The organism is Scandinavium sp. M-37 (assembly GCF_043558715.1).
In the GTDB taxonomy this organism is placed as follows: Bacteria; Pseudomonadota; Gammaproteobacteria; order Enterobacterales; family Enterobacteriaceae; genus Scandinavium; species Scandinavium vulneris_A.
Window position 1 is genome coordinate 40,446 of sequence record NZ_JBIGIN010000011.1, and the last position, 23,692, is coordinate 64,137.

Here is a 23,692-nt window from a genome sequence, read left to right on the forward strand (position 1 = left end):
CTGAGTAATTACGGGGATATTTTACTTAGAGAGGGTCTGGCGCAGGGTGCCAGCCGGAGCGTGAACGGTGCCGCCGAGGTAGCGCACATCGTCTACAGCCCAGCACTGGCCTTCCCGGATCATCAACACTTCATCCTGCCAGCTGTTGGAACCCTGCTTCAGTTCTACACGCAGCGGAATGTTGCGGGCATCGGTATTCGGGATGGTGGAGGCGTCAGCCACATCGGCGCTGTCAGGTGCTGTTGTGCGGCTTGAGAACAGGTCCTGTTGCATCAACGCACGTTTGTTCGGATCGTTATTCGCATCGTTAAGCACTTTGGCGAGGTCGTCGCTCAGGTAGGGACGCAGAGCGGTCAAATCGTTGTTGCGATGCTGAATGCGATAGTCGTAAAACTTCTGGGCCACGGTGTCCGGGCCGCCTTCTACGCAAGCGCCAGACCGGGTACCAATATCTTTATAGGCAGGCGTAACGGTGGTGCAGGCGCTCAGCAGAAGTGCGCAAGGGACAAGAAGTGCAGCGGCAGAGTAGCGCATGAGTGATTTCCTTATAGACTGACTACGATTTAGATGTTTTCAAGCATAGCGTATCAGGACGATAATGTGTTTGACTAACCGAGCTAAGGCATTGAAGAAGGAGGATGAATGCAATTTTCAACTACACCGACCCTGGAAGGGCAAACTATCGTGGAATACTGCGGCGTCGTGACCGGCGAAGCGATTCTGGGCGCCAATATTTTTCGTGATTTTTTTGCCGGGATCCGCGACATCGTCGGCGGGCGTTCTGGCGCGTATGAGAAAGAACTGCGTAAGGCGCGTGAAATCGCGTTCCAGGAACTGGGCGAACAGGCCAAAGCGCTGGGCGCGGATGCAGTGGTCGGCATCGACATTGATTACGAAACCGTCGGTAAAGACAGCAGTATGCTGATGGTCAGCGTCAGCGGTACCGCCGTTAAAGTGCGTCGATGAAGCGTTTCTTACTGATGTCCCTGGCGCTGCTGTTGGCAGGCTGCGCCAGTAAAAAGGATGCCGGGCAGCCGCCTCTGGTAAGCAAGCCGGGCTATATGCTGGATACCAGCCATCCGTCGCCCAATGCTTACCCGCGCGTCAAAGTGCTGGTTATCCATTACACCGCCGGAGATTTTGAAAATTCTCTGGCGACCCTGACGGATGACAAGGTCAGCGTGCATTACCTGGTCCCCGAAAATCCACCGCAACAAAAGGGTAAGCCGCTTATCTGGCAGCTGGTGCCGGAACAGGATCTTGCCTGGCATGCGGGGGTGAGTTTCTGGCGCGGGGCCACGCGCATCAATGATACTTCGATTGGTATTGAACTGGAAAATAAAGGCTGGCAGACCGTCGCAGGGGAAAAAAGCTTTACCCCGTTTGCCCAGTCGCAAATCAACGCCTTGATCCCGCTGGCGAAAGACATCATTGCGCGATATCACATTGAACCGCAGAACGTGGTCGCCCATGCCGATGTTGCTCCGCAGCGTAAAGTCGATCCTGGCCCGCTCTTCCCGTGGCAGCTGATGGCGCAGCAGGGGATAGGTGCGTGGCCGGATGCGAATCGGGTGGCGTTCTATCTTAATGGGCGTCTGCCGTCGGAGCGCGTAAACACGGGGGCCGTGCTGGATTTGCTCTCGCGTTATGGCTATGAGGTGGCACCGGGGATGACAGCCGATCAGAAGAAACGCGTAATTATGGCGTTTCAGATGCATTTCCGACCGGCTCGCTACGACGGCATCGCGGATGCACAAACCCAGGCCATCGCCGAAGCGTTACTGGAAAAATATGGCCAGGGTTAAAGGCTGAGCGTTAGCGCGGCAGTTTCCCGTGATCTTTCAGCCAGTGAGCGGTCTGCACGATCCCTTGATCGAGGCTGACAATCGGCTGATAGCCGAGCTCTTGCTCGGCACGGCTGATGTCCAGAGTGAAATCAAAGTTCAGTTTGGACACTCCGTAGTGGGTGAAAGAGGGTTCTTTCGCCGCTTTGTTGCCAAAACGCTCCATGCTGCGGGCGACCATATCCAGCATTGGATACGGCACCGACCGGATGCGGCAGTGAATATCCAGCTCGTGGATAAGCTTCTGCACGATGCTTTTCAGGCTGCGCGGCTCGCCGTTGGTGATGTTATATGCCCGGCCTGACGGTAGCGAATCACACTGCGGCTGGCTCGCCAGCCACATCGCATGTACCGCGTTTTCGTAATAGGTCATATCCACCTGCGCCGCGCCACCGCGTGGCAGCAGCACGCTGCCGTAATGGTGCATCATCTGCGCCAGGCGCGGAATAAACACTTTATCGTGCGGGCCAAACAGGCTTTGCGGACGCAGCACCGTGAAACGGGTGTTCGGGTTGGCCTGCGCCAACAGTTTAATCACCTCTTCGCCAGCGGCTTTGCTGCGGGCAAATTCATTGGCAAAACGCTGCGGGCGGAAATCTTCTTTGATGTCGCGATGGTGGTGATAATCAAAATAGAGCGACGGGGAAGAGATATGAATAAAGTTGCGCACCCCCCAGGCCACGGACCATTCGCCCAGACGACGCGTGGCGCGCACGTTGGCTAAATCGAACGCTTCCTGGGTGCCCCACGGGGAGGTGAAAGAGGAGCAGTGCCACAGGGTATCGATTCCGGCGAGCATCACTTTTGCCTGCGATGACACCAGCTCGGTCAGGTCCGCCGGGACAAACTCAGCGCCCATTTTTTCCAGCAGCCGCCCCATCGCTTCATTGCGACCGGTTGCTCTGACGCTGATGCCTTTACGGCGCAGATATTCCACCGCATTACGGCCTAAACCGCTGGTGGCTCCGGTGACCAAGACCTTCATATCAATCCACTGTGTTTGAAAAGAATTTCGTGCGCATTTTTCCGTGAATTACGCTGAGTTGCAATGAGAAACTGCGAAGAATCATCCCTGATTTCGCGATTTGCGCGTGATTTCTTCGGCGAGCGTCACAATTCGTTTAGCCATGCCCCGGAAAATGAACAGATGCGCCGGGATCATTAGCAACCAATAGAACAAGCCTGGCATACCGTGCGGATGCCACCAGGCGCGAACGTCGATTTCACGATGGTCGCCTTTATCCTTCAGCGTAAAACTCAGCCGGCCCAGCCCCGGGGCCTTCATGCCAAACAGCAGCGACAGCTGTTTGCGCGGCTCGACGATGATGACTTTCCAGCTGTCCACCGCATCGCCAGTCTCCAGCATTTCACGTGCCGGGCGACCTTTCGCCAGCTTATGACCGATTGCCCGATCCATCCCGGCGCGAATATCCCACAGAATATTGCCGAAGAAATAACGCTCTTTACCGCCAAGACGATTAACCACCTGCCACAGCGCATCCAGGCTGGCGGACGTACTGACGGTACAGCCCGCCTGCTTCGGAAAGTACCCATATTCTGGCCGCCAGCGGGCAAACGCCTGGGCGTCATAGCCCCAGTCGCTGGAATTCATCAGCTGTTGTTCTTCTTGCAACGTGCGTTTGACCGCCTCATCAAAAGAGATCAACGGCTGTGGGATCAGCGCCCGCAGATCGCTGTCGTCTGCCAGCAGATCGTGTTTTAGGCCCTGGATCAGCGCCTTGGCGGTGGTCGGCGGCACAGAGGTAATGACGTTCAAAAACCACACCGAAATCCAACGGGTGGGGAAGGGAATGGGGATCAGCAGACGATGACGGCCGCTGATCCGCATGAAATGCTCGAACTGCTGCTGATAGCTCAACACATCTGGCCCGGCGGCTTCGAGAACGCGATGCTGCTCTGCCGGATGATGGAGCAATTCCACTAGGTAAAAAAGCAGGTTTTCCAGCGCAATTGGCGTGGTACGGGAGCGAACCCAGCGCGGCGGGGTCAGCACTGGCAGGTTGTAAACCATGTCGCGCATTACTTCGAATGCCGCAGACCCCGCGCCGACGATAATGCCCGCGCGCAGTTCGGTCACCGGAATACCGGCTTCTCGCAGCAGTTCCCCGGTGAGTTGGCGGGCACGCAGGTGATCCGACTGTTGATGTTCCGAGGCCTGTAACGAGCTTAAAAAGATGACCTGTTTCACCGGCTGTTGACGCAGGGCATCGCGCACGTTGAGCGCCACCTGACGCTCATGGGCGACAAAATTACCGCCTTCACCCATGCCGTGAACCAGAAAATAGACCGTGTCTACACCGTCCAGCAGGGCGGGCAGTTCGGTGGGCCAGTTAAGATCGAGGTGATGACAGCTGACGCCAGGCAGCGCCAACTTTTGTAAACGATCCGTGTTGCGTGCCGCAGCCCGCACGGTCATGCCGCGCGCGCTGAGTTCCGTGACCAGGTGCTGGCCGATGTAGCCGCTGGCGCCAAGCACCAGAATTGTTTGCACGTTAGCCCCTACGGTTCAGAAATGATTTCCAGTGACCAACCACTTCTTCGAGCTGCTGGCGATTAACGTCCAGATGCATCACCAGGCGCACAACCGGTGAGGCGTTGATCAGCACCCCGTTGGCACGCAGATGTTCGCCCAGTGCGGCGGCGTTTTCTTCACCGACGCGCACGAACAGCATGTTGGTGTCATGGCGCATCACGTCTGCCCCGATGGCTTTCAGCTGTTCCGCCATCCACGCGGCGTTGTCGTGATCTTCCTGCAAACGCTGCACGTTATTTTTCAGTGCATACAGACCCGCCGCCGCCAGAATACCCGCCTGGCGCATCCCGCCGCCGGTCATTTTACGCCAGCGGTTGGCGCGCTTGATGTAATCGGCATTGCCGACCAGCAGGGAGCCGACCGGCGTGCCCAGGCCTTTAGACAGGCAGATGGTGAAGGAGTCGCAATATTGGGTCACGTCTTTTAGCTCGCAGCCGTAGGCCACGATGGCGTTGAAGATACGTGCCCCGTCAACGTGCAGGCCCAGCCCGCGCTCACGGGTAAATTCCCACGCCTCTTTCAGGTATTCGCGCGGCAGCACTTTGCCGTTGTGGGTGTTTTCGAGGCTGAGCAGTTTAGTGCGGGCGAAGTGAATATCGTCGGCTTTGATTTTGGCCGCGACTTTGTCGAGCGGCAGAGTCGCGTCGCTGGCCGCGTCAATCGGCTGAGGCTGGATGCTGCCGAGCACTGCGGCCCCGCCTGCTTCGTACAGATAGTTATGCGCCCCCTGACCGACAATGTACTCTTCGCCGCGTTCGCAGTGGCTCAGCAGCGCCACCAGGTTAGCCTGTGTGCCGGTCGGCAGGAACAGGGCGGCTTCTTTACCGCCCAGCTCCGCCGCGTAGCGTTGCAGTTCATTCACGGTCGGGTCATCCCCGTACACATCATCCCCGACCGGGGCGGCCATCATCTGTTCCAGCATGGCGCGCCCAGGGCGGGTAACGGTATCACTACGTAAATCGATCACGGCATTTCCTTTTTTCCATCAGGGTTATGCCTCTCTTTTTACCTGAGCCAGTTGGTTTTCGCCAGTTCGATAACCTCATCCCCGCGTCCGCTGATGATCGCGCGCAACATATACAGGCTAAATCCTTTGGCCTGCTCAAGTTTAATCTGCGGTGGAATGGCTAATTCATCTTTCGCCACCACCACGTCGACCAGTACCGGCCCGTCGGTGCTGAAGGCCTGTTGCAGCGCTTCATCGAGATCTGCGGCTTTCTCCACCCGAATGCCGGTGATACCGCAGGCTTCGGCGATGCGCGCAAAGTTGGTGTCGTGCAGTTCGGTGCCGTCGGTCAGATAGCCTCCGGCTTTCATTTCCATCGCCACGAAGCCGAGCACGCTATTGTTAAAGACCACGATTTTCAGCGGCAGTTTAAGCTGCGCCACCGACAGGAAGTCGCCCATCAACATACTGAAGCCGCCGTCGCCGCACATCGCCACCACCTGGCGGTCCGGCATTGTCGCTTTCGCCCCCAGCGCCTGCGGCATGGCGTTGGCCATCGACCCGTGGTTGAACGAGCCGAGCAGGCGGCGTTTGCCGTTCATCTTCAGATAACGCGCGGCCCATACCGTCGGGGTGCCGACATCGCAGGTGAAAATCGCGTCATCGTCGGCGAAGTGGCTGATTTGCTGGGCCAGATACTGCGGATGAATGGCTTTGTCGCTGGGTTTCGCGAGGTCGTCGAGCCCTTTACGCGCGTCGCGGTAATGCTCCAGCGCTTTATCGAGAAACGCCCGGTCGGTTTTCTCTTCCAGCAGCGGGATAAGCGTCGCGAGCGTGGCTTTAATGTCGCCGACCAGCGCCATGTCTACCTTACTGTGCGCCCCGATGCTGGCCGGGTTGATGTCTATCTGAATAATTTTGGCATCGCTGGGGTAGAACGGGCGATACGGGAACTGAGTGCCGAGCAGCACCAGCGTGTCGGCGTTCATCATGGTGTGGAACCCGGATGAGAAGCCGATAAGCCCTGTCATGCCGACGTCGTAGGGGTTGTCATATTCGACATGCTCTTTGCCACGCATGGCGTGGACAATCGGTGATTTCAGCTTCCCGGCAAATTCCAGCAGCTCTTTATGCGCCCCGGCACAGCCGCTGCCGCACAGGAGGGCAATATTGTTCGAGTAGCGCAGCAGTTGGGCCAGCTTACGCAGCTCTTCCATTTCCGGCACGACCACCGGCTGTGGGGCGTGATACCAGTGGGAGCTGGCGCTTTCCGGGGCCGCTTTGAGCGCGACATCTCCCGGGAGCACAATCACCGACACCCCACGGTTAAGCACCGCTTTGCGCATCGCAATCGCCAACACCTGCGGGATTTGCTCCGGGGAAGAAACCAGCTCGCAGTAATGGCTGCATTCGCGGAACAGCTCCTGCGGATGGGTTTCCTGAAAATAACCGCTGCCAATTTCGCTGGACGGAATGTGGGCGGCGATCGCCACGACCGGGACGTGGTTGCGGTGACAGTCAAACAGGCCGTTAATCAAATGCAGGTTGCCCGGCCCACAGGAACCGGCGCAGACCGCCAGTTCGCCGGTTAGCTGGGCTTCAGCCCCGGCGGCAAAGGCGGCCACTTCTTCATGGCGCGTCGGCATCCATTCGATGGTGCCCATGCGGTTCAGGCTGTCACTCAGCCCGTTCAGGGAGTCACCCGTCACACCCCAGATTCGTTTTACCCCGGCTTGTTCAAGCGTTTTCGCAATGTAAGAAGCCACTGTTTGTTTCATAGGATTCCATCTCCTTTTTGTGATACCGCTTACAAGCTTAGATGAAACTCACTGGTGTGCCCGGTGCGATTAATCAGGTCAGCAGTCAGGCCAGAACCAAATCGCTTTGCGGATGGCAGGAGCAGGCCAGCACGTAACCCTGCTTCTGCTCTTCCTCAGTTAGCGTCATGGTGCTGGTGACACGGTACTCCCCGCTGACCACTCGGGTTTTGCAGCAGCCGCAAACCCCCGCGCGACAGGCAGCGTTGACCGCCACGCGATTGCTTTCCAGCGCCTCCAGCAGCGTGGTCCCGACCGGCGCATAAAATGCTTTCGCCGGTTGCAGAGTGCTGATTTTCAGCCCATTGGTTGCCGCTTCCGCCACCGGGGTGAAGAATTGTTCTTTGTAGAAACGCATCACGCCGAGCCGCTTCACATTTTCTTCCACCCAGTCCATGTAGGGCGCCGGACCGCAGGTCATCACCGTGCGCTGCGCGAGGTCAGGCACGCTTTCGAGTAACGAGGGGCTGAGCCGTCCGGCGACAAACCCGTGGGCGGCGTTATGCTCTGCGACCAAGGTCACCGGATACTGCCGCCATTCGTCGGCAAAAATCACATCTTCGGGTGAACGCACGCTAAAAATTACCTGAACGTCGGTGTCCGGGCGATATTTTGCCAGCCAGCGACGCATCGACATCACCGGCGTGACGCCGCAGCCTGCCGCCAGCAATAGCATCTTATCGCCAGGTTTATCGTCGCAGGTGAATTCCCCTTGCGCATCCGACAGCCACAGATAGTCGCCGCGTTTCACTTCGCGCGTCAGCCATTCGGACCCTTTTCCGTCATCAATTCGCCGCACGGTCAGCGTGATGTATTCGCTCACGCCGGGCGTAGACGACAGGGTGTAGGCGCGCAACGTATCCGCCGTATGGCGAATACTGACCAGCGCATATTGCCCGGCGCGATAGGGATAATGGTCGTGGCACAGCAGCGACAGGGTCCACACATCCGGGGTTTCCTGCTGAATGTGATGCACCTGCATCCGCCACGGGCATTGAGAAGTGGGCATAGTCATTGTGGTCTCCTTACGCGCACAGCATCTGCTGTAAGTCCTGCTCAACGGTGGTAATAGCGCGCAGGCCAAACTTGTCGTTCAGCACCGCCAACAGATCAGGGGTCAGGAAGCCCGGGGCGGTAGGGCCAGTGACGATGTTTTTCACGCCAAGCGACAGCAGGGTCAGGAGGATAACAATGGCCTTCTGTTCGAACCACGACAGCACCAGCGACAGCGGCAGGTCATTCACTCCGCAGCCCAGTTTTTCAGCCAGGGTCACCGCCAGGATAATTGCCGAGTAGGCGTCGTTACACTGTCCGGCGTCCACCAGACGCGGCAGGCCTTCAATGTCGCCGAAATCCAGTTTATTGAAGCGGTATTTCCCACAGGCCAGGGTCATCACCAGGCAGTCGTCCGGCACGCTGGTAGCGAAATCGGTGAAATAGCTCCGTTCGGTACGTTCGCCATCACAGCCGCCCACGAGGAAGATGTGACGCAATTTTTCACGGCTGACCAAATCAATCAGCGTATCCGCCGCGCCGAGCAGCGTCTGACGGCCAAAGCCGACGGTGATCAGGTGCTCGATTTCGCTATACGGGAAGCCTGCCAGCCGTTGCGCCTGTTCAATCACCGGGGTGAAATCATCCCCTTCAAGATGGCTGACGTTTGGCCAGCCGACGATGCTGCGGGTCCAGATGCGCTGGTCATAATCGCCCACGGTCGGGTCGATAATGCAGTTGGAGGTCATCACCACCGGGCCCGGGAAACGGGCAAATTCCACCTGCTGGTTCTGCCAACCGCTACCGTAGTTGCCGACCAGATGTTTGAATTTACGCAGTTCCGGATAGCCATGTGCAGGCAGCATTTCGCCGTGGGTATAGACATTCACCCCGGTGCCTTCAGTTTGCAGCAGCAGATTGTAGAGATCTTTCAGGTCGTGACCGGAGATCAAAATCGCTTTGCCCGCCACCGCTTTGACGTTGACCTGCGTCGGCGTCGGATGCCCATAGGCGTTGGTTTCGCCCGCGTCCAGAATACTCATCACCTTAAAGTTCATCTGGCCGATTTCCATCGAGCATTCCAGCAGGGCATTCATGTCCGCAGGCCAGGTGCCGAGCCAGGCCATGATTTTATGGTACTGAGCGTAAATCTCGTTATCGTACTGGCCGAGCACGTGGGCGTGTTCCATATACGCCGCCGCGCCTTTCAGGCCGTACAGGCACAGTAAACGCAGGCCAAGAATGTTGTCCCCGATAGCGGCTTTGTCTTTGTTCGGGGTGAACATTTCGGCCTGGCGCTGTAACTCACCGAGATCATCGCTCACCAGTTGCAAACCCACCATCGGGTTATCCACGGCGGCATGGGCATCTTTCGCCAGGCATTGCGCTTTCAATGATTCGCGCAGGGCGATGGCCTCACGGGCGTAGCCCACGATGCGAGGGGAATCAAAGTTGACGTTGGTGAGGGTGGAGAAGAAGGCGCGCGGGGCGAAACTGTCGACGTCATGGCTGATGATGCCCAACTCGCGGGCTTTCACCGCCCAGGCTGACAGCCCCTGCAAAGTGGCAATCAGTAGATCCTGAAGGTCAGAGGTTTGCGCTGTTTTGCCGCACATTCCCTGGGCGTAAGCACAGCCGTTTCCGGCCGGAGTACGAATGGTTTGTTCACATTGCACACAGAACATGGTCACACCTTTTAAAGTTATATATAAAATACATGTTTAAGGGTAAGCCTGTGATGCAGTGCTGAAAAGAGAATTGTCAGGCAACTTAGCGGGAGATTGATTTAACGCAATTTTGGCGGCAGGAGACCTACCGCCAGAGAGGTAGGTTAGGCGGAGAAAAAGGCCATCAGCAGCGGCACCAGCAGGCTCAGAATAAAGCCATGCACGATGGCCGCAGGCACTATTTCCACACCGCCGGAACGTTGTAATACCGGCAGGGTGAAGTCCATCGAGGTCGCCCCGCAAATCCCCAAGGCGGTGGAGCGATGGCGCAGGACCAGACCCGGAATCAGCATAATAGCAATCAGTTCACGTGCCAGATCGTTAAAGAAGGCGGCGCTGCCAATCACCGGCCCGAAAGATTCGGTCAGTAAAATACCGGACAGTGAATACCAGCCAAACCCGGAGGCCATTGCCAGGCCAGTTTTCAGCGGCAGGTCGAGAATAAAGGCGTTAATCACCCCGGCAACCAGTGAACTCAGCGCCACAACCACTGCCACAATCATTCCCCGGCGATTAAGGACAATCTGCTTCAGGGTCATTCCATTGTTTCGCAGTTGGATACCGATCAGGAATAAAAGGAAGATCAGGGTATATTCGCTGGCTTCGGTGGCGTGCTGCAAAATGGGCCAACCGGTAAGCCCCAACAGGAATCCGAGTAATACCACGCCGCACAGCTGCAATGATTCCAGAGCCATTGCAATTCGTGAGGGTAATTTCTCCTGCTGATGATTATGGCGCCACGGGAGCGTTCGTTCGAGCCACAGCAGGGCAATAATATTGCACAGCAGAATAACCACAATGCTGACCGCTGAATAATGAAATATGGCAAGAAGATTACTGGAGAGATTATCCAGAAAGGCCAGGCTGATGCCCATGAAAAACAGAATAACGTAAACAATCCAGCTCAGCAGGCGGTTAATCAACTGCAGGGCAGAACGGTGACGCAGTGGAATCAGATAGCCGGCAATCAGCGGCACAAGAATAATCAGCAGTCCCGAAAACATGAACGGTCAGGTCCTTAATAGTGTCAAAAGCGCACCTGACACTACCGAAACCGCAGAGGGGAGTAAAGCGGGCAGAAAAAAGAAAAGGCCCGGCAGCGCCAGGCCTTTAGAAAAATCAGTACTGATTAATCGCGTTTTTCCAGCAGAGTGCGGTACAGCACGCCGCCGAGGATGCCGCCGATGATTGGCATCGCCCAGAACAGCCACAGCTGCTGCAGTGCCCAGCCACCCTGGAAAATAGCTACCGCGGTGCTACGCGCCGGGTTCACAGAGGTGTTGGTTACCGGGATGCTGATCAGGTGGATCAGGGTCAGCGCCAGGCCGATGGCAATAGGAGCGAAGCCCGCCGGAGCATGTTTATCGGTTGCACCGAGGATAACCAGCAGGAAGCCACAGGTCAGCACGATTTCAATCACGATAGCAGACAGCATGGAATAGCCGCCCGGGGAGTGCTCGCCGAAACCGTTAGAGGCGAAACCACTTGCCGCCGCGTCAAAGCCGGTTTTACCGCTGGCAATCAGATACAGAATTGCCGCAGCAATAATGCCGCCGATGAGCTGAGCCACAATATAACCAATAATATCTTTAGCCGGGAAACGACCGCCAGCCCACAGACCTAAGGTCACCGCTGGGTTAAAATGACCGCCGGAAATATGGCCGACAGCATAAGCCATCGTCAGCACGGTTAAACCGAATGCCAGTGCCACGCCCGCGAAACCAATACCTAATTCCGGGAAACCTGCCGCCAGCACTGCGCTACCGCAACCACCAAATACAAGCCAGAATGTACCAAAGCATTCTGCTGCCAGTTTTCTGAACATAACCACCTCAAAGAAATAACAGTGACGGTGTCAGGAAATCCTGCACCGGACATTATTTATCGCCACAAAGGGAAGACGACATATTTTAGAACCGTTATTTTAAGAACTAACGTCGTCCCTTCACCAGTGAAATAAAGCCACTACTATTGATTTAAGTTAATGTCTGGTCATTCCTTGTACTTGGTTGAGGTAAAATGAGTATAGATTATTTTTCGCCAGTCAAATCTGGTGTAAGAATAAATTTAACGCCAAGCGTTATTAATTGATTCGCTATTAGTTTCAGTTGGTAAGTATCACGGACATTTTTTGTCATCACTTGACTTTGTTTCAGGTATCACCGCCAGACGCCTGCCGCTATACTCCTGTTAACGAAAGGGAACTTTTCAGGTGGAGGGCGTATGCTTCTCGAAAGAGTGGAAATCGTGGGCTTTCGCGGCATCAACCGCTTATCGTTGATGCTGGAACAGAACAATGTCTTAATCGGCGAAAATGCATGGGGTAAATCCAGCCTGCTGGATGCACTGACCCTGTTGCTGTCGCCTGAATCTGAGCTCTACCATTTTGTGCGCGAAGACTTCTGGTTCCCGCCGGGGGACATACTGGGCCGCGAACACCATCTGCATATTATCCTCACCTTCCGCGAGCTGGAGCCTGGCCGCCATCGCGTGCGCCGCTATCGCCCACTGGAAGCGTGTTGGGTGCCGGGTACGGACGAGTATCAGCGCATTCATTACCGGCTGGAAGGCGAACTGGCAGAAGACGGCAGCGTGATGACGCTGCGCAGCTTTATTGATGGCAATGGCCGTCCACTGCCGCTGAAGGATATCGATACTCAGGCGCAGCATCTGGTGCGCCTGATGCCGGTGCTTCGTCTGCGTGATGCCCGCTTTATGCGCCGGATTCGTAACGGCACGGTGCCGAACGTGCCGGACGTCGAAATCACCGCCCGTCAGCTCGATTTTCTCTCCCGCGAGTTGGTCACCAGCCCGCAAAATTTGTCCGATGGACAGATACGCCAGGGCTTGTCGGCGATGGTGCAACTGCTGGAACACTATTTTTCCGAACAGGGCACCGCACAATCTCGCCATCGTCTGATGCGGCGTCGATCCCATGACGAGCAGCGCAGCTGGCGTTACCTGGATATCATCAACCGGATGATCGACAAACCGGGCGGACGCAGCCATCGGGTGATCCTGCTCGGGCTTTTCTCAACGCTGCTGCAGGCCAAAGGCACGGTGCGGCTCGATAAAGACGCGCGCCCGCTGCTGTTGGTGGAAGATCCGGAGACCCGGCTGCATCCGATTATGCTGTCGGTGGCCTGGAATCTGCTCAACCTGTTGCCGCTCCAGCGCATCACCACCACCAATTCCGGCGAACTGCTGTCGATGACCCCGGTAGAACATGTCTGCCGTCTGGTGCGTGACTCCTCCCGGGTTGCCACCTGGCGTCTGGGGCCGGACGGCCTGAGCGCGGAGGACGGGCGGCGCATCGCGTTTCATATTCGCTTTAACCGCGCGTCATCACTGTTTGCCCGCTGCTGGCTGCTGGTAGAGGGCGAGACCGAAACCTGGGTGATCAACGAGCTGGCGCGTCAGTGCGGTCATCACTTTGATGCCGAAGGGATTAAAGTTATCGAGTTCGCGCAGTCAGGCCTTAAACCGCTGATCAAGTTCGCCCGGCGGATGGGCATTGAATGGCATGTGCTGGTTGATGGCGACGAGGCCGGGAAAAAGTACGCCGCCACGGTGCGCGGCCTACTGAATAACGACCGGGAGCTGGAGCGTCAGCATTTGACCACGCTTCCGGCGTTGGATATGGAGCATTTTATGTATCGCCAGGGCTTCGATGATGTTTATCACCGGGTGGCGCAAATTCCGGAAGGGATCCCGATGAATATGCGGCGGGTGATCATCAAGGCGATTCACCGATCGTCAAAACCGGATCTGGCCATTGAGGTGGCGATGGAGGCGGGGCGACGCGGCGTGGAAGCCGTTCCTACGCTGCTGCGTAAGATGTTTTCCCGCGTGCTGTGGTTGGCACGCGGGCGGGCAGATTAGCGCTGGCACACCGTGACGGTCTGCGCCTGCAGGCCGTCGAGCAGCTCATAACGACGACGGTATTCAGACCGCTTTTTGCTGGCAATCTCTTCCATCGGCTTGCGCGGCATGGTCAGCGGCAGCAGATAATCACCGTTGGCATCGAGGTTACCGCCGAGTGATTCCCAGAAGCTGTTGTAATCCGCATGCAGCTTGTCCTGTTTTTTACGACGGTAGCGAACGCTGCGATAGATATGCGTTTCATTACTGACCGCGCGAATGACTTCAGTCCTCATCAACTGACCCATCACCATCGCGGTTTCTACCAGCAGACGTTTCGGGAACAGCCCGTTACAGGATTTGGTCGCGCCCTGTATCAGCTCGTGCGGGACGTGCGATTTCGCACCCTGCATTCCGCCGATGTACATCGTTTGCTTGCCGTTGAACTCACATAAGGTAAAAGTAAGCTCGGCCAGCACGGTATTTTTCGCATCGGTGAACACCAGCGTCGCTTCGCCTTCTTTGTCGAGAAACGCATCGCAAAGCAGGCGGATGCTAAAGACCTGCTCATCACGCCCGGTCAGGGTCGCGAGCGTGACGCCCCGGCGGCTCAGCCAGGCATTCATCACTGGCGTTGGCAGGTGCTCGGCCATGATTTCATAGTGTGACATAAGCGCCTGCGCAGCATTCTGACGCGGCATGTTCATTGACAGCCATGGGCGATGCAGGCGGCACGGTAAACCCGGTTGCACCTGTAACATCTCACGCAGTTGCGGCTGCGCTGCCAGGCGTGAGAGTAGGGTGGCCGTCGTGAAGGGGGTCGCCAGTGAACGCAGAATAAACTTGCGGCGATAGGCCGGATTTTTCCACGCCAGCCCCGGCATCAGTTGGCCGCTACTCAACAGGCGAAACAGTTGCCAGCCGGTTTTTGGGGTCGGTTGTTCTGAATAAGAAAGTTCTGCGTTGAGTGACATATGGAGAGCCTTGCCGGATTGAAAAGCCGACTTTATCAACGGCTTCTTCAACGTCGGCACAACGAGCCGGGCGCTTCACTGAAAGATAGGGTTTCGTTGAGGAAATGTTTAGATACAATCAACGACAGAAGACAAACATTCGGGATTTTTATGAAGCTGAAGGGAAAACGTAAAAAAGGTTACCTGATTCTGGCGGTGTTAGTGCTGCTGGGCGGGGTCTGGTTATGGCGGACGCTGAATGCGCCGCTGCCGAGTTATCAGACGCTGATCGTCCGCAAAAGCGACCTGCAACAGAGCGTGCTGGCGACCGGGAAACTCGATGCCCTGCGTAAGGTTGACGTCGGGGCACAGGTCAGCGGCCAGTTGAAAACGCTGTCGGTGGCGATTGGCGATAAGGTGAAGAAAGACCAACTGTTGGGGGTCATCGACCCTGAACAGGCACAAAACCAGATTAAAGAAGTGGAAGCCACGCTGATGGAGCTACGCGCTCAGCGCTTACAGGCGGTGGCAGAACGTAAGCTCGCGCAGGTGACCTATGCCCGTAATCTGCAACTGGCAAAAACGCAGCTGATTTCGCGCCAGGACCTCGATACCACCGCCACCGACGTGGCGGTAAAAGACGCGCAGATTGGCACCATTGATGCACAGATTAAGCGCAATCAGGCGACGCTCGACACCGCCAAAACCAACCTCGATTACACCCGAATTTTGGCCCCAATGGCCGGGGAAGTAACGCAGATCACCACCCTGCAAGGCCAGACGGTGATCGCCGCGCAGCAGGCACCAAACATTCTGACCCTGGCCGATCTCAGCACCATGCTGGTAAAAGCGCAGGTGTCTGAGGCCGACGTTATTCATCTTAAACCGGGGCAGAAAGCCTGGTTCACGGTGTTAGGCGATCCGCTCACCCGCTATGAAGGCACCCTGAAAGACATTCTGCCGACACCGGAGAAGGTCAACGATGCCATCTTTTACTATGCCCGTTTTGAAGTGCCTAACCCGCAGGGCGTCCTGCGCCTGGAAATGACGGCTCAGGTGCATATTCAACTTTCCGGGGTCAACAACGTGCTGACCATCCCGCTCTCGGCACTCGGCGATGCGGTTGGAGATAATCGTTACAACGTGCGCCTGCTGCGTAATGGCGAGGTGAAAGAGCGCGAAGTGACCATCGGTACGCGCAACGACACCGACGTTGAAGTGGTGCAAGGGCTGGCAGAGGGCGACGAAGTGATTACCGGCGAGGGCAAACCCGGAGCGGCGAAATGACGGCGCTGCTTGAGCTGAGCGATATTCGTCGAAGCTATCCGTCCGGGGAGCAGAGCGTGGAGGTGCTGAAGGGCATCACGCTCAGCATCAATGCCGGGGAAATGGTGGCGATCGTCGGGGCGTCCGGCTCCGGAAAATCGACGCTGATGAACATTCTCGGCTGTCTTGATAAACCCACCAGCGGCACCTACCGCGTGGCGGGTACCGACGTGGCGACGCTGAGCGGTGATGCGCTGGCCCGTCTGCGTCGGGAGCACTTTGGCTTTATCTTCCAGCGCTACCATCTGCTGTCGCATTTGACCGCCGCGCAAAACGTAGAAGTGCCAGCGGTGTATGCGGGCACCGAGCGCAAGCGCCGTCTGGAACGTGCGCAGCAGCTGTTACAGCGGCTCGGGTTGGGCGATCGCGTGGAGTATCAGCCGTCACAACTTTCCGGCGGCCAGCAGCAGCGGGTGAGTATCGCCCGGGCGCTGATGAACGGCGGACAGGTTATTCTGGCCGATGAACCGACCGGGGCGCTGGATACCCATTCCGGCGAGGAAGTGATGGCTATCCTGCATCAGCTAAAATCGCAGGGCCATACGGTAATTATTGTGACCCACGATCCGGCGGTGGCGGTGCAGGCCGAGCGGATTATAGAGATTCGCGACGGGGAAATTATCAGTAATCCCCCGCCGAAAACGGCCGTACCGGGGGCGGCGAAAATCGCAGCGGCGGTGGAAATCACCGGCTGGCGGCAGTTTGTCAGCGGTTTTCGCGAAGCATTAACCATGGCGTGGCTGGCAATGGCCGCCAATAAAATGCGCACCCTGTTAACCATGCTCGGGATCATCATCGGCATTACCTCGGTGGTGTCGATTGTGGTGGTCGGAGATGCTGCCAAACAGATGGTGCTGGCGGATATCCGTGCGATTGGCACCAACACCATCGACGTCTATCCCGGTAAAGATTTTGGCGACGACGACCCGCAGTATCAGCAGGCGCTGAAATATGACGATCTGCTGGCTATCCAAAAACAGCCGTGGGTGCGTTCGGCGACGCCCGCCATCTCAAAAAGCCTGCGTTTGCGGGTGGGTAATACTGATGTGTCGGCAAGCGTTGAAGGCGTAGGCGCGCAGTACTTTAACGTCTACGGCATGACCTTCAGCGAAGGCAACACTTTCAATGAGGTACAGCTCAACGGCCGGGCGCAGGTGGTGGTGCTCGACAGCAACACCCGTCGCCAGCTGTACCCGAACAAAGCCAACGTGGTCGGCGAAATTCTGCTGGTGGGCAACACGCCCGCTACGGTGATCGGCGTGGCGGATGAGAAACAGTCGATGTTTGGCAGCAGTAAAATTCTGCGCGTCTGGCTGCCGTATACCACCATGGCCGGACGGGTGATGGGCCAGTCATGGCTGAACTCAATCACGGTGCGGGTCAACGAAGGCTACGACAGTTCCCTGGCGGATCAACAGCTGACCCGACTGCTCAGTTTGCGCCATGGGAAGAAGGATTTCTTCACCTGGAATATGGACAGCATCTTGAAAACCGCCGAGCGGACCACACATACACTACAGTTGTTCTTAACGCTGGTGGCGATAATCTCGCTGGTGGTTGGAGGCATCGGGGTGATGAATATCATGCTGGTGTCGGTCACCGAGCGGACCCGGGAAATCGGTATTCGAATGGCGGTCGGGGCGCGAGCCAGCGATGTGCTGCAACAGTTTTTGATTGAGGCGGTGCTGGTGTGCCTGGTGGGCGGGGCGTTGGGCGTGAGCCTTTCGCTGATTATCGCCTTCACCTTACAGTTATTCCTGCCGGACTGGGGCATTGGTTTTTCCCCGCTGGCACTGGTGATGGCGTTTATCTGTTCGACGCTGACCGGGGTGCTGTTCGGCTGGTTACCGGCGCGGAATGCGGCCCGGCTAGACCCGGTCGATGCCCTGGCGCGTGAATAAAAGACAGAAAAATGCCAGTCGTCAGGACTGGCATTTTGGTACACAATAAAGCGTAAGCGTTACGCAACTGCGGCGGCTTCAGCCTCGACAGGAACAATCACGCTAGCGTGGTTGCCTTTGGGTCCCTGATGGACATCAAACCGAACGGGCTGTCCGGCTTTTAACGTTCTGTAGCCATCCATCTGGATGGTGGAGTAATGCGCGAAGATATCTTCGCCGCCGCCTTCAGGGCAGATGAAGCCGAACCCTTTAGCATTGTTGAACCACTTAACAGTACCCATTTCCATACATCGACATCCTTCGAGAATCTTTATAATCAGATGGAAAGAACCGGTGGTGAAATCGGCAGGCTGTTCAAAACCTCGCCAACTCTCGCTTGTACAATTTAGATAAATCAGGCAACGCGTCAAGCGACAGTTAACGAAGTTCGGTGAAAAATGCACCAAAATTTGAAGCAGTTAACGCTATTGCAAGGAATGTGACGAAAGTCGCGAATAGCAGGAATGGCGAATGGCAGTAATAGAGGATAGTTATCTACGCTTTACTGTAGATTCATGAGAACTCGCTCTGGGAAGCCGACGGGATGTGTCCCGCCGGAGCGGCAACCGAAGATGAACACTGACAATGGGTAAGACGCGAGATTGGCTGGATTTTGACCAGCTTGCAGAAGACAAAGTGCGCGACGCGCTACAGCCGCCGTCGATGTATAAAGTGATTTTGCTCAATGATGATTACACGCCGATGGAGTTTGTTATTGACGTGTTACAGAAATTCTTTTCTTATGATGTAGAACGTGCAACGCAACTGATGCTCGCCGTTCACTATCAGGGGAAAGCGATTTGCGGGGTGTTTACCGCGGAAGTCGCCGAAACCAAAGTTGCGATGGTGAACCTGTACGCCAAGGAGAACGAGCATCCGTTGTTGTGTACGCTGGAACAGGCCTGATTTCAGGCATTCAAATTGGGGGAGGTGCCTATGCTCAATCAAGAACTGGAACTCAGTTTAAACATGGCTTTCGCCAGAGCGCGCGAGCACCGTCATGAGTTTATGACCGTCGAGCATCTGTTGCTGGCTCTGCTCAGCAACCCATCTGCCCGCGAAGCGCTGGAAGCCTGCTCCGTGGATCTGGTGGCGCTGCGTCAGGAACTCGAAGCCTTCATCGAACAGACCACGCCGGTACTGCCTGCCAGCGAAGAAGAGCGCGACACTCAGCCGACGCTCAGCTTCCAGCGCGTATTACAGCGTGCCGTATTCCACGTTCAATCGTCCGGTCGCAGCGAAGTCACCGGGGCGAATGTGCTGGTGGCCATCTTCAGCGAGCAGGAATCCCAGGCAGCCTATCTGCTGCGTAAGCACGAAGTCAGCCGTCTCGATGTGGTGAACTTCATCTCCCACGGCACGCGTAAAGACGAGCCGAGCCAGTCTTCCGATTCCGGAAGCCAACCGAACACTGAAGAGCAAGCAGGCGGGGAGGATCGTATGGAAAACTTCACCACCAATCTGAATCAGCTTGCTCGCGTAGGCGGCATCGACCCGCTGATTGGTCGCGATAAAGAGCTGGAACGCGCCATTCAGGTCCTATGCCGTCGTCGTAAAAATAACCCGCTGCTGGTCGGTGAGTCCGGCGTCGGTAAAACCGCGATTGCGGAAGGCCTCGCCTGGCGTATTGTGCAGGGCGACGTGCCGGAAGTGATCGCCGATTGCACCCTTTATTCGCTGGATATTGGCTCGCTGTTAGCGGGCACCAAATATCGTGGTGATTTTGAAAAACGCTTCAAAGCGCTGCTCAAACAGCTGGAGCAGGATACCAACAGCATCCTGTTTATCGACGAGATCCACACCATTATCGGTGCGGGTGCGGCGTCGGGCGGCCAGGTGGATGCGGCAAACCTGATCAAACCGCTGCTCTCCAGCGGCAAAATCCGGGTGATCGGTTCCACGACCTATCAGGAATTCAGCAATATTTTCGAAAAAGACCGTGCCCTCGCGCGTCGCTTCCAGAAAATTGATATTACTGAGCCGTCAGTGGAAGAGACCGTGCAGATTATCAACGGGCTGAAGCCGAAGTATGAAGCGCACCACGACGTGCGTTACACCGCTAAAGCGGTACGTGCGGCGGTGGAGCTGGCGGTGAAATACATTAACGACCGTCATTTGCCGGACAAAGCGATAGACGTGATTGATGAAGCGGGCGCGCGTGCGCGTTTGATGCCAATCAGCAAACGCAAGAAAACGATCAACGTTGCGGACATTGAAACCGTGGTGGCGCGCATTGCGCGTATCCCGGAGAAAAGCGTCTCGCAGAGCGACAGAGATACCCTGAAAAATCTCGGCGACCGCCTGAAAATGCTGGTCTTTGGTCAGGATAAAGCCATCGAGGCCTTAACCGAAGCCATCAAGATGAGTCGGGCAGGGCTGGGCCAGGATCATAAGCCGGTCGGTTCCTTCCTGTTCGCCGGGCCAACCGGGGTCGGGAAAACCGAAGTCACCGTGCAGCTGTCGAAAGCGCTCGGCATTGAGCTGCTGCGTTTCGATATGTCGGAGTACATGGAGCGCCACACCGTCAGTCGCCTGATTGGTGCGCCTCCGGGCTACGTGGGCTTTGATCAGGGCGGTCTGCTGACCGATGCGGTGATTAAACATCCGCACGCGGTACTGCTGCTGGATGAAATCGAGAAAGCGCACCCGGACGTCTTCAACCTGCTGTTGCAGGTGATGGACAACGGCACGCTGACCGATAACAACGGCCGCAAGGCAGACTTCCGCAACGTGGTGCTGGTGATGACCACCAACGCCGGGGTGCGTGAAACCGAGCGTAAATCCATCGGCCTGATCCACCAGGATAACAGCACCGATGCGATGGAAGAGATTAAAAAAATCTTCACGCCGGAATTCCGTAACCGTCTGGACAACATCATCTGGTTCGATCATTTGTCGACCGAGGTTATCCATCAGGTTGTCGACAAGTTCATCGTCGAACTTCAGGTGCAGCTGGATCAGAAAGGCGTATCGCTGGAAGTCAGTCAGGAAGCCCGCAACTGGCTGGCAGAGAAAGGCTACGACCGTGCGATGGGGGCGCGTCCAATGGTGCGCGTCATTCAGGACAACCTGAAAAAACCGCTCGCCAACGAACTGCTGTTTGGTTCACTTGTCGACGGCGGTCAGGTGACCGTCGCGCTCGATGCCGAAGCCAATGCGCTGACCTATGACTTCCAGGCGGCGCAGAAGCGCAAAGCGGAAGCGGCGCACTAAGCCTCCCGCCCGGCAGCGCTTGCTTGCCGGGCCTACGATCAGGTTATGAAACCGAACCGGGCGAAAGCCCGGTTTTTTTATGCCTTAAGATTTTGTAGGCCTGATAAGCGCCAGCGCCATCAGGCAACAACACCCAGGGGGCGAGCCAGACCCAGGCGCAAGCGTGATTTATGTGCCTTAAGCGAAATTTTGCGAGCAGCTTTCCAGAATGTTAATGATGATCTCGCTGGACATAAAAACAGTGGTAACGTTGCGACGCACCTGCAAAATCAGGTGCCGGGATTGGCGTCCTGAACATACACGGGAAAAATGACAAATATTTTGTCATTGGATTTCGGCATTGTTAAGGACTCTAACTGATGGAAAATACGCAAGACATTATCCCAGAACTGTACAGTGAGCTTAATTTCGGCACTCCCGATGTTATCGATCTTGCGGAGCGCTGCGAGCTACTGGCGCAAATTCTTCTCGACTGCAGAACCATCGAACAATACCAGCCGGTATGTCGCTGCCTGATTGCTTACCTTGATGCCCTGAAACCGGCGCTCAATGAGACATTGAGCGATCTGCGTATTATTGAACTGACCGTGGATGAAATGCCGCCGGAAACGAAAGACTGGCTGTTAGTCGACTCCGATACGCAGTGCGATTATTGCATGGTGACGGCGTACTCACTGCTGCAAACCACAGATAAAGCCGACGCGGCAACGACCGCCGGGCTACTGCACGATCTGGTTTGCTATATGGGTGACGAACTCAAAGCCCCTCGTTTTCTTTCCTCAGAGCCACAAACTGCTTAAATAAGGCATTCACGCCGGGGCATGTTCCCGGCGTATGACCGATTATATCCCTGAGTCTGCAAACCCTTTTTTTTGCACGTTTTGTAATATGTTGATTTTAAACATTTTTAGACTTGAGACATAAAAAGGGTTATTGACGAGTAAATTGCCTTTCTTGATGAAAAATAACGGGGTATGTTGGAAACCTTCCAGTTCACTGCCGAACAGGCAGCTTAGAAATGACAGTCCAGGAGACAAGAAAGGGGATTCTCGTTCACTGCCGAACAGGCAGCTTAGAAAGAGCAGAACACGCTTGAGACGTCGTGGAGCGAGTTCACTGCCGAACAGGCAGCTTAGAAAGTTCGAGTGTCCAGGTCACTTCTACGTTATCGGTTCACTGCCGAACAGGCAGCTTAGAAATTGCGGGTGATACCGTTTATTTTGACGTTACTGTTCACTGCCGAACAGGCAGCTTAGAAAATATAGTGCGAGGTGCTCAGCACGCGCCCCCTGTTCACTGCCGAACAGGCAGCTTAGAAAAGTAAATCCGGTGTGCTGAAATTAATCAGGCGGTTCACTGCCGAACAGGCAGCTTAGAAATCACCGCCAAAGCACTTGCCGACCTCGCTATTGTTCACTGCCGAACAGGCAGCTTAGAAAATTTATGGATGCTGCAGGTGTGGCCATGGACCGTTCACTGCCGAACAGGCAGCTTAGAAACCGTAGTCTGAGAGGGAGGCCTTCGGGCGACTGTTCACTGCCGTACAGGCAGCTTAGAAATGCATCTCCAGCGCTGGCGCCCAACCCTCGTAGTTCACTGCCGTACAGGCAGCTTAGAAATCCATCGCCTAGCGCAGGCGAGCAGACAAATCGTTCACTGCCGTACAGGCAGCTTAGAAACCGCAGTTTCGCGAGGAATGAGAACGGATCGTGTTCACTGCCGTACAGGCAGCTTAGAAATGTTTGCCGACCGTAAGAAACCATTCCGTATTGTTCACTGCCGTACAGGCAGCTTAGAAACACGTCGTGCCATTGATGTAGGTAACATCAACGTTCACTGCCGTACAGGCAGCTTAGAAAAGAGGAAGAAGAACCGAACTTTAAGGATATGTGTTCACTGCCGTACAGGCAGCTTAGAAATCTCAGAAAGAGCGGGGTTACAACCCCGCCTGGTTCACTGCCGTACAGGCAGCTTAGAAACCTGGCCAAGTAACGCGTTGCGAAGTGCCAATGGTTCACTGCCGTACAGGCAGCTTAGAAATCGCTACCGTTGCACCGTTGGCGTTAAAAGTGGTTCACTACCGTACAGGCAGCTTAGAAAACCAGCAAATCCACATTCCATTGTGACTTCACTGTTCACTGCCGTACAGGCAGCTTAGAAATAATGCTGAAGCGATAGAAGGAACTTGCCTTAGTTCACTGCCGTACAGGCAGCTTAGAAAATTCCGCTCGATGTTGGCCTGCAGCCGACGTTGTTCACTGCCGTACAGGCAGCTTAGAAAGCTTGCCAGTTATCGGGATCGGCTTCGGTAAGGTTCACTGCCGTACAGGCAGCTTAGAAAACGTAAGAAAGTGTTAATTGACCGCGTTCGTCGTTCACTGCCGCACAGGCAGCCTGAAAACACCCGGCGGCGCTGCGTTTACACGGGCTTACGTTCAAATGCTCAGGCTCCAGCACACTGCGCGTTCGTGTGCCGATAATGTATTGCCGCTTAGCTGCTCATAACGTCATTTATGAA

Annotated in this window: 19 protein-coding genes and 1 CRISPR repeat array; of the genes, 8 read left to right on the forward strand and 11 right to left on the reverse strand. The window is 56.0% G+C overall.

All coding sequences use genetic code 11. The annotated features are described in order from the left end of the window. Nucleotides 1-21: 21 nt before the first annotated feature. On the reverse strand, nucleotides 22-534 hold the full coding sequence (locus ACG0Z5_RS10060; protein WP_394446919.1) for a lipoprotein: 513 nt from the start codon (nucleotides 532-534) through the stop codon (nucleotides 22-24). A gap of 108 nt (nucleotides 535-642) precedes the next feature. Here ACG0Z5_RS10060 and ACG0Z5_RS10065 point away from each other — a divergent pair, with 108 nt between their 5' ends. Next, nucleotides 643-966, forward strand: a complete 324-nt coding sequence (locus tag ACG0Z5_RS10065) for a heavy metal-binding domain-containing protein (protein WP_013366920.1) — start codon at nucleotides 643-645, stop codon at nucleotides 964-966. Next, on the forward strand, nucleotides 963-1,805 hold the full coding sequence (locus ACG0Z5_RS10070) for an N-acetylmuramoyl-L-alanine amidase (RefSeq protein WP_394446922.1): 843 nt from the start codon (nucleotides 963-965) through the stop codon (nucleotides 1,803-1,805). The genes ACG0Z5_RS10065 and ACG0Z5_RS10070 overlap by 4 nt, the downstream gene beginning before the upstream one ends. A gap of 10 nt (nucleotides 1,806-1,815) precedes the next feature. On the opposite strand, the gene ACG0Z5_RS10075 is transcribed toward ACG0Z5_RS10070, so the two are convergent. From ACG0Z5_RS10075 to aqpZ, 8 genes are all read right to left on the reverse strand, one after another. Continuing rightward, entirely contained in the window at nucleotides 1,816-2,829 is a 1,014-nt protein-coding gene (locus ACG0Z5_RS10075) for an NAD-dependent epimerase/dehydratase family protein (RefSeq protein ID WP_394446924.1), read from the reverse strand. Nucleotides 2,830-2,910: 81 nt separating this feature from the next. Beyond that, a complete protein-coding gene (locus tag ACG0Z5_RS10080) occupies nucleotides 2,911-4,356 on the reverse strand; it encodes an SDR family oxidoreductase (RefSeq protein ID WP_394446927.1) in 1,446 nt (481 codons plus the stop codon). A 1-nt stretch (nucleotide 4,357) separates the two neighbouring features. Continuing rightward, nucleotides 4,358-5,365 (reverse strand): low-specificity L-threonine aldolase, encoded by a 1,008-nt coding sequence (gene ltaE / locus ACG0Z5_RS10085; RefSeq protein ID WP_394446929.1) that lies wholly within the window; start codon nucleotides 5,363-5,365, stop codon nucleotides 4,358-4,360. Nucleotides 5,366-5,403: 38 nt separating this feature from the next. Then, nucleotides 5,404-7,122, reverse strand: coding sequence for a ubiquinone-dependent pyruvate dehydrogenase (gene poxB, locus ACG0Z5_RS10090; RefSeq protein ID WP_394446931.1), 1,719 nt, complete (start codon nucleotides 7,120-7,122; stop codon nucleotides 5,404-5,406). 85 nt (nucleotides 7,123-7,207) lie between these two features. Continuing rightward, the gene (hcr, locus tag ACG0Z5_RS10095) at nucleotides 7,208-8,176 is read right to left on the reverse strand and encodes an NADH oxidoreductase (RefSeq protein WP_394446933.1); all 969 of its coding nucleotides are present in this window, start codon (nucleotides 8,174-8,176) and stop codon (nucleotides 7,208-7,210) included. A gap of 10 nt (nucleotides 8,177-8,186) precedes the next feature. Continuing rightward, nucleotides 8,187-9,839, reverse strand: coding sequence for a hydroxylamine reductase (gene hcp, locus ACG0Z5_RS10100; RefSeq protein WP_394446935.1), 1,653 nt, complete (start codon nucleotides 9,837-9,839; stop codon nucleotides 8,187-8,189). Between the two features lie 146 nt (nucleotides 9,840-9,985). Then, nucleotides 9,986-10,885: a lysine exporter LysO family protein gene (locus tag ACG0Z5_RS10105; protein ID WP_394446937.1), complete on the reverse strand. Its 900-nt coding sequence runs from the start codon at nucleotides 10,883-10,885 to the stop codon at nucleotides 9,986-9,988. A gap of 125 nt (nucleotides 10,886-11,010) precedes the next feature. Continuing rightward, the gene (gene aqpZ, locus ACG0Z5_RS10110; protein WP_319629801.1) at nucleotides 11,011-11,706 is read right to left on the reverse strand and encodes an aquaporin Z; all 696 of its coding nucleotides are present in this window, start codon (nucleotides 11,704-11,706) and stop codon (nucleotides 11,011-11,013) included. Nucleotides 11,707-12,104: 398 nt separating this feature from the next. Between aqpZ and ACG0Z5_RS10115 the strand changes: the two genes are divergently transcribed. Next, nucleotides 12,105-13,763, forward strand: coding sequence for an ATP-dependent endonuclease (locus tag ACG0Z5_RS10115; RefSeq protein ID WP_394446940.1), 1,659 nt, complete (start codon nucleotides 12,105-12,107; stop codon nucleotides 13,761-13,763). On the opposite strand, the gene ACG0Z5_RS10120 is transcribed toward ACG0Z5_RS10115, so the two are convergent. Beyond that, on the reverse strand, nucleotides 13,760-14,716 hold the full coding sequence (locus tag ACG0Z5_RS10120) for a VirK/YbjX family protein (protein WP_394446942.1): 957 nt from the start codon (nucleotides 14,714-14,716) through the stop codon (nucleotides 13,760-13,762). The two genes, ACG0Z5_RS10115 and ACG0Z5_RS10120, sit on opposite strands and share 4 nt — an antisense overlap. A gap of 150 nt (nucleotides 14,717-14,866) precedes the next feature. Between ACG0Z5_RS10120 and macA the strand changes: the two genes are divergently transcribed. Next, a complete protein-coding gene (gene macA / locus ACG0Z5_RS10125) occupies nucleotides 14,867-15,982 on the forward strand; it encodes a macrolide transporter subunit MacA (RefSeq protein ID WP_394446944.1) in 1,116 nt (371 codons plus the stop codon). After that, nucleotides 15,979-17,922 carry a macrolide ABC transporter ATP-binding protein/permease MacB gene (gene macB / locus ACG0Z5_RS10130; protein WP_394446946.1) on the forward strand — a complete coding sequence of 648 codons (1,944 nt, stop codon included), beginning with the start codon at nucleotides 15,979-15,981 and terminating at the stop codon, nucleotides 17,920-17,922. The genes macA and macB overlap by 4 nt, the downstream gene beginning before the upstream one ends. A gap of 59 nt (nucleotides 17,923-17,981) precedes the next feature. Here macB and cspD read toward each other — a convergent pair whose 3' ends face one another. Next, nucleotides 17,982-18,209, reverse strand: coding sequence for a cold shock-like protein CspD (cspD, locus tag ACG0Z5_RS10135; protein ID WP_319629806.1), 228 nt, complete (start codon nucleotides 18,207-18,209; stop codon nucleotides 17,982-17,984). A 337-nt stretch (nucleotides 18,210-18,546) separates the two neighbouring features. Here cspD and clpS point away from each other — a divergent pair, with 337 nt between their 5' ends. The 3 genes from clpS (at nucleotide 18,547) to ACG0Z5_RS10150 (ending at nucleotide 21,974) form a co-directional block, all read left to right on the forward strand. Further along, nucleotides 18,547-18,867 carry an ATP-dependent Clp protease adapter ClpS gene (clpS, locus tag ACG0Z5_RS10140; RefSeq protein WP_319629807.1) on the forward strand — a complete coding sequence of 107 codons (321 nt, stop codon included), beginning with the start codon at nucleotides 18,547-18,549 and terminating at the stop codon, nucleotides 18,865-18,867. Nucleotides 18,868-18,897: 30 nt separating this feature from the next. Continuing rightward, nucleotides 18,898-21,174, forward strand: coding sequence for an ATP-dependent Clp protease ATP-binding subunit ClpA (clpA, locus tag ACG0Z5_RS10145; RefSeq protein ID WP_319629808.1), 2,277 nt, complete (start codon nucleotides 18,898-18,900; stop codon nucleotides 21,172-21,174). 359 nt (nucleotides 21,175-21,533) lie between these two features. Beyond that, the gene (locus ACG0Z5_RS10150) at nucleotides 21,534-21,974 is read left to right on the forward strand and encodes a hypothetical protein (RefSeq protein ID WP_394446949.1); all 441 of its coding nucleotides are present in this window, start codon (nucleotides 21,534-21,536) and stop codon (nucleotides 21,972-21,974) included. A 191-nt stretch (nucleotides 21,975-22,165) separates the two neighbouring features. Continuing rightward, a CRISPR array of direct repeats spans nucleotides 22,166-23,575; the repeat unit is 28 nt; unit sequence GTTCACTGCCGTACAGGCAGCTTAGAAA. The last annotated feature ends 117 nt before the right edge of the window (nucleotides 23,576-23,692 follow it).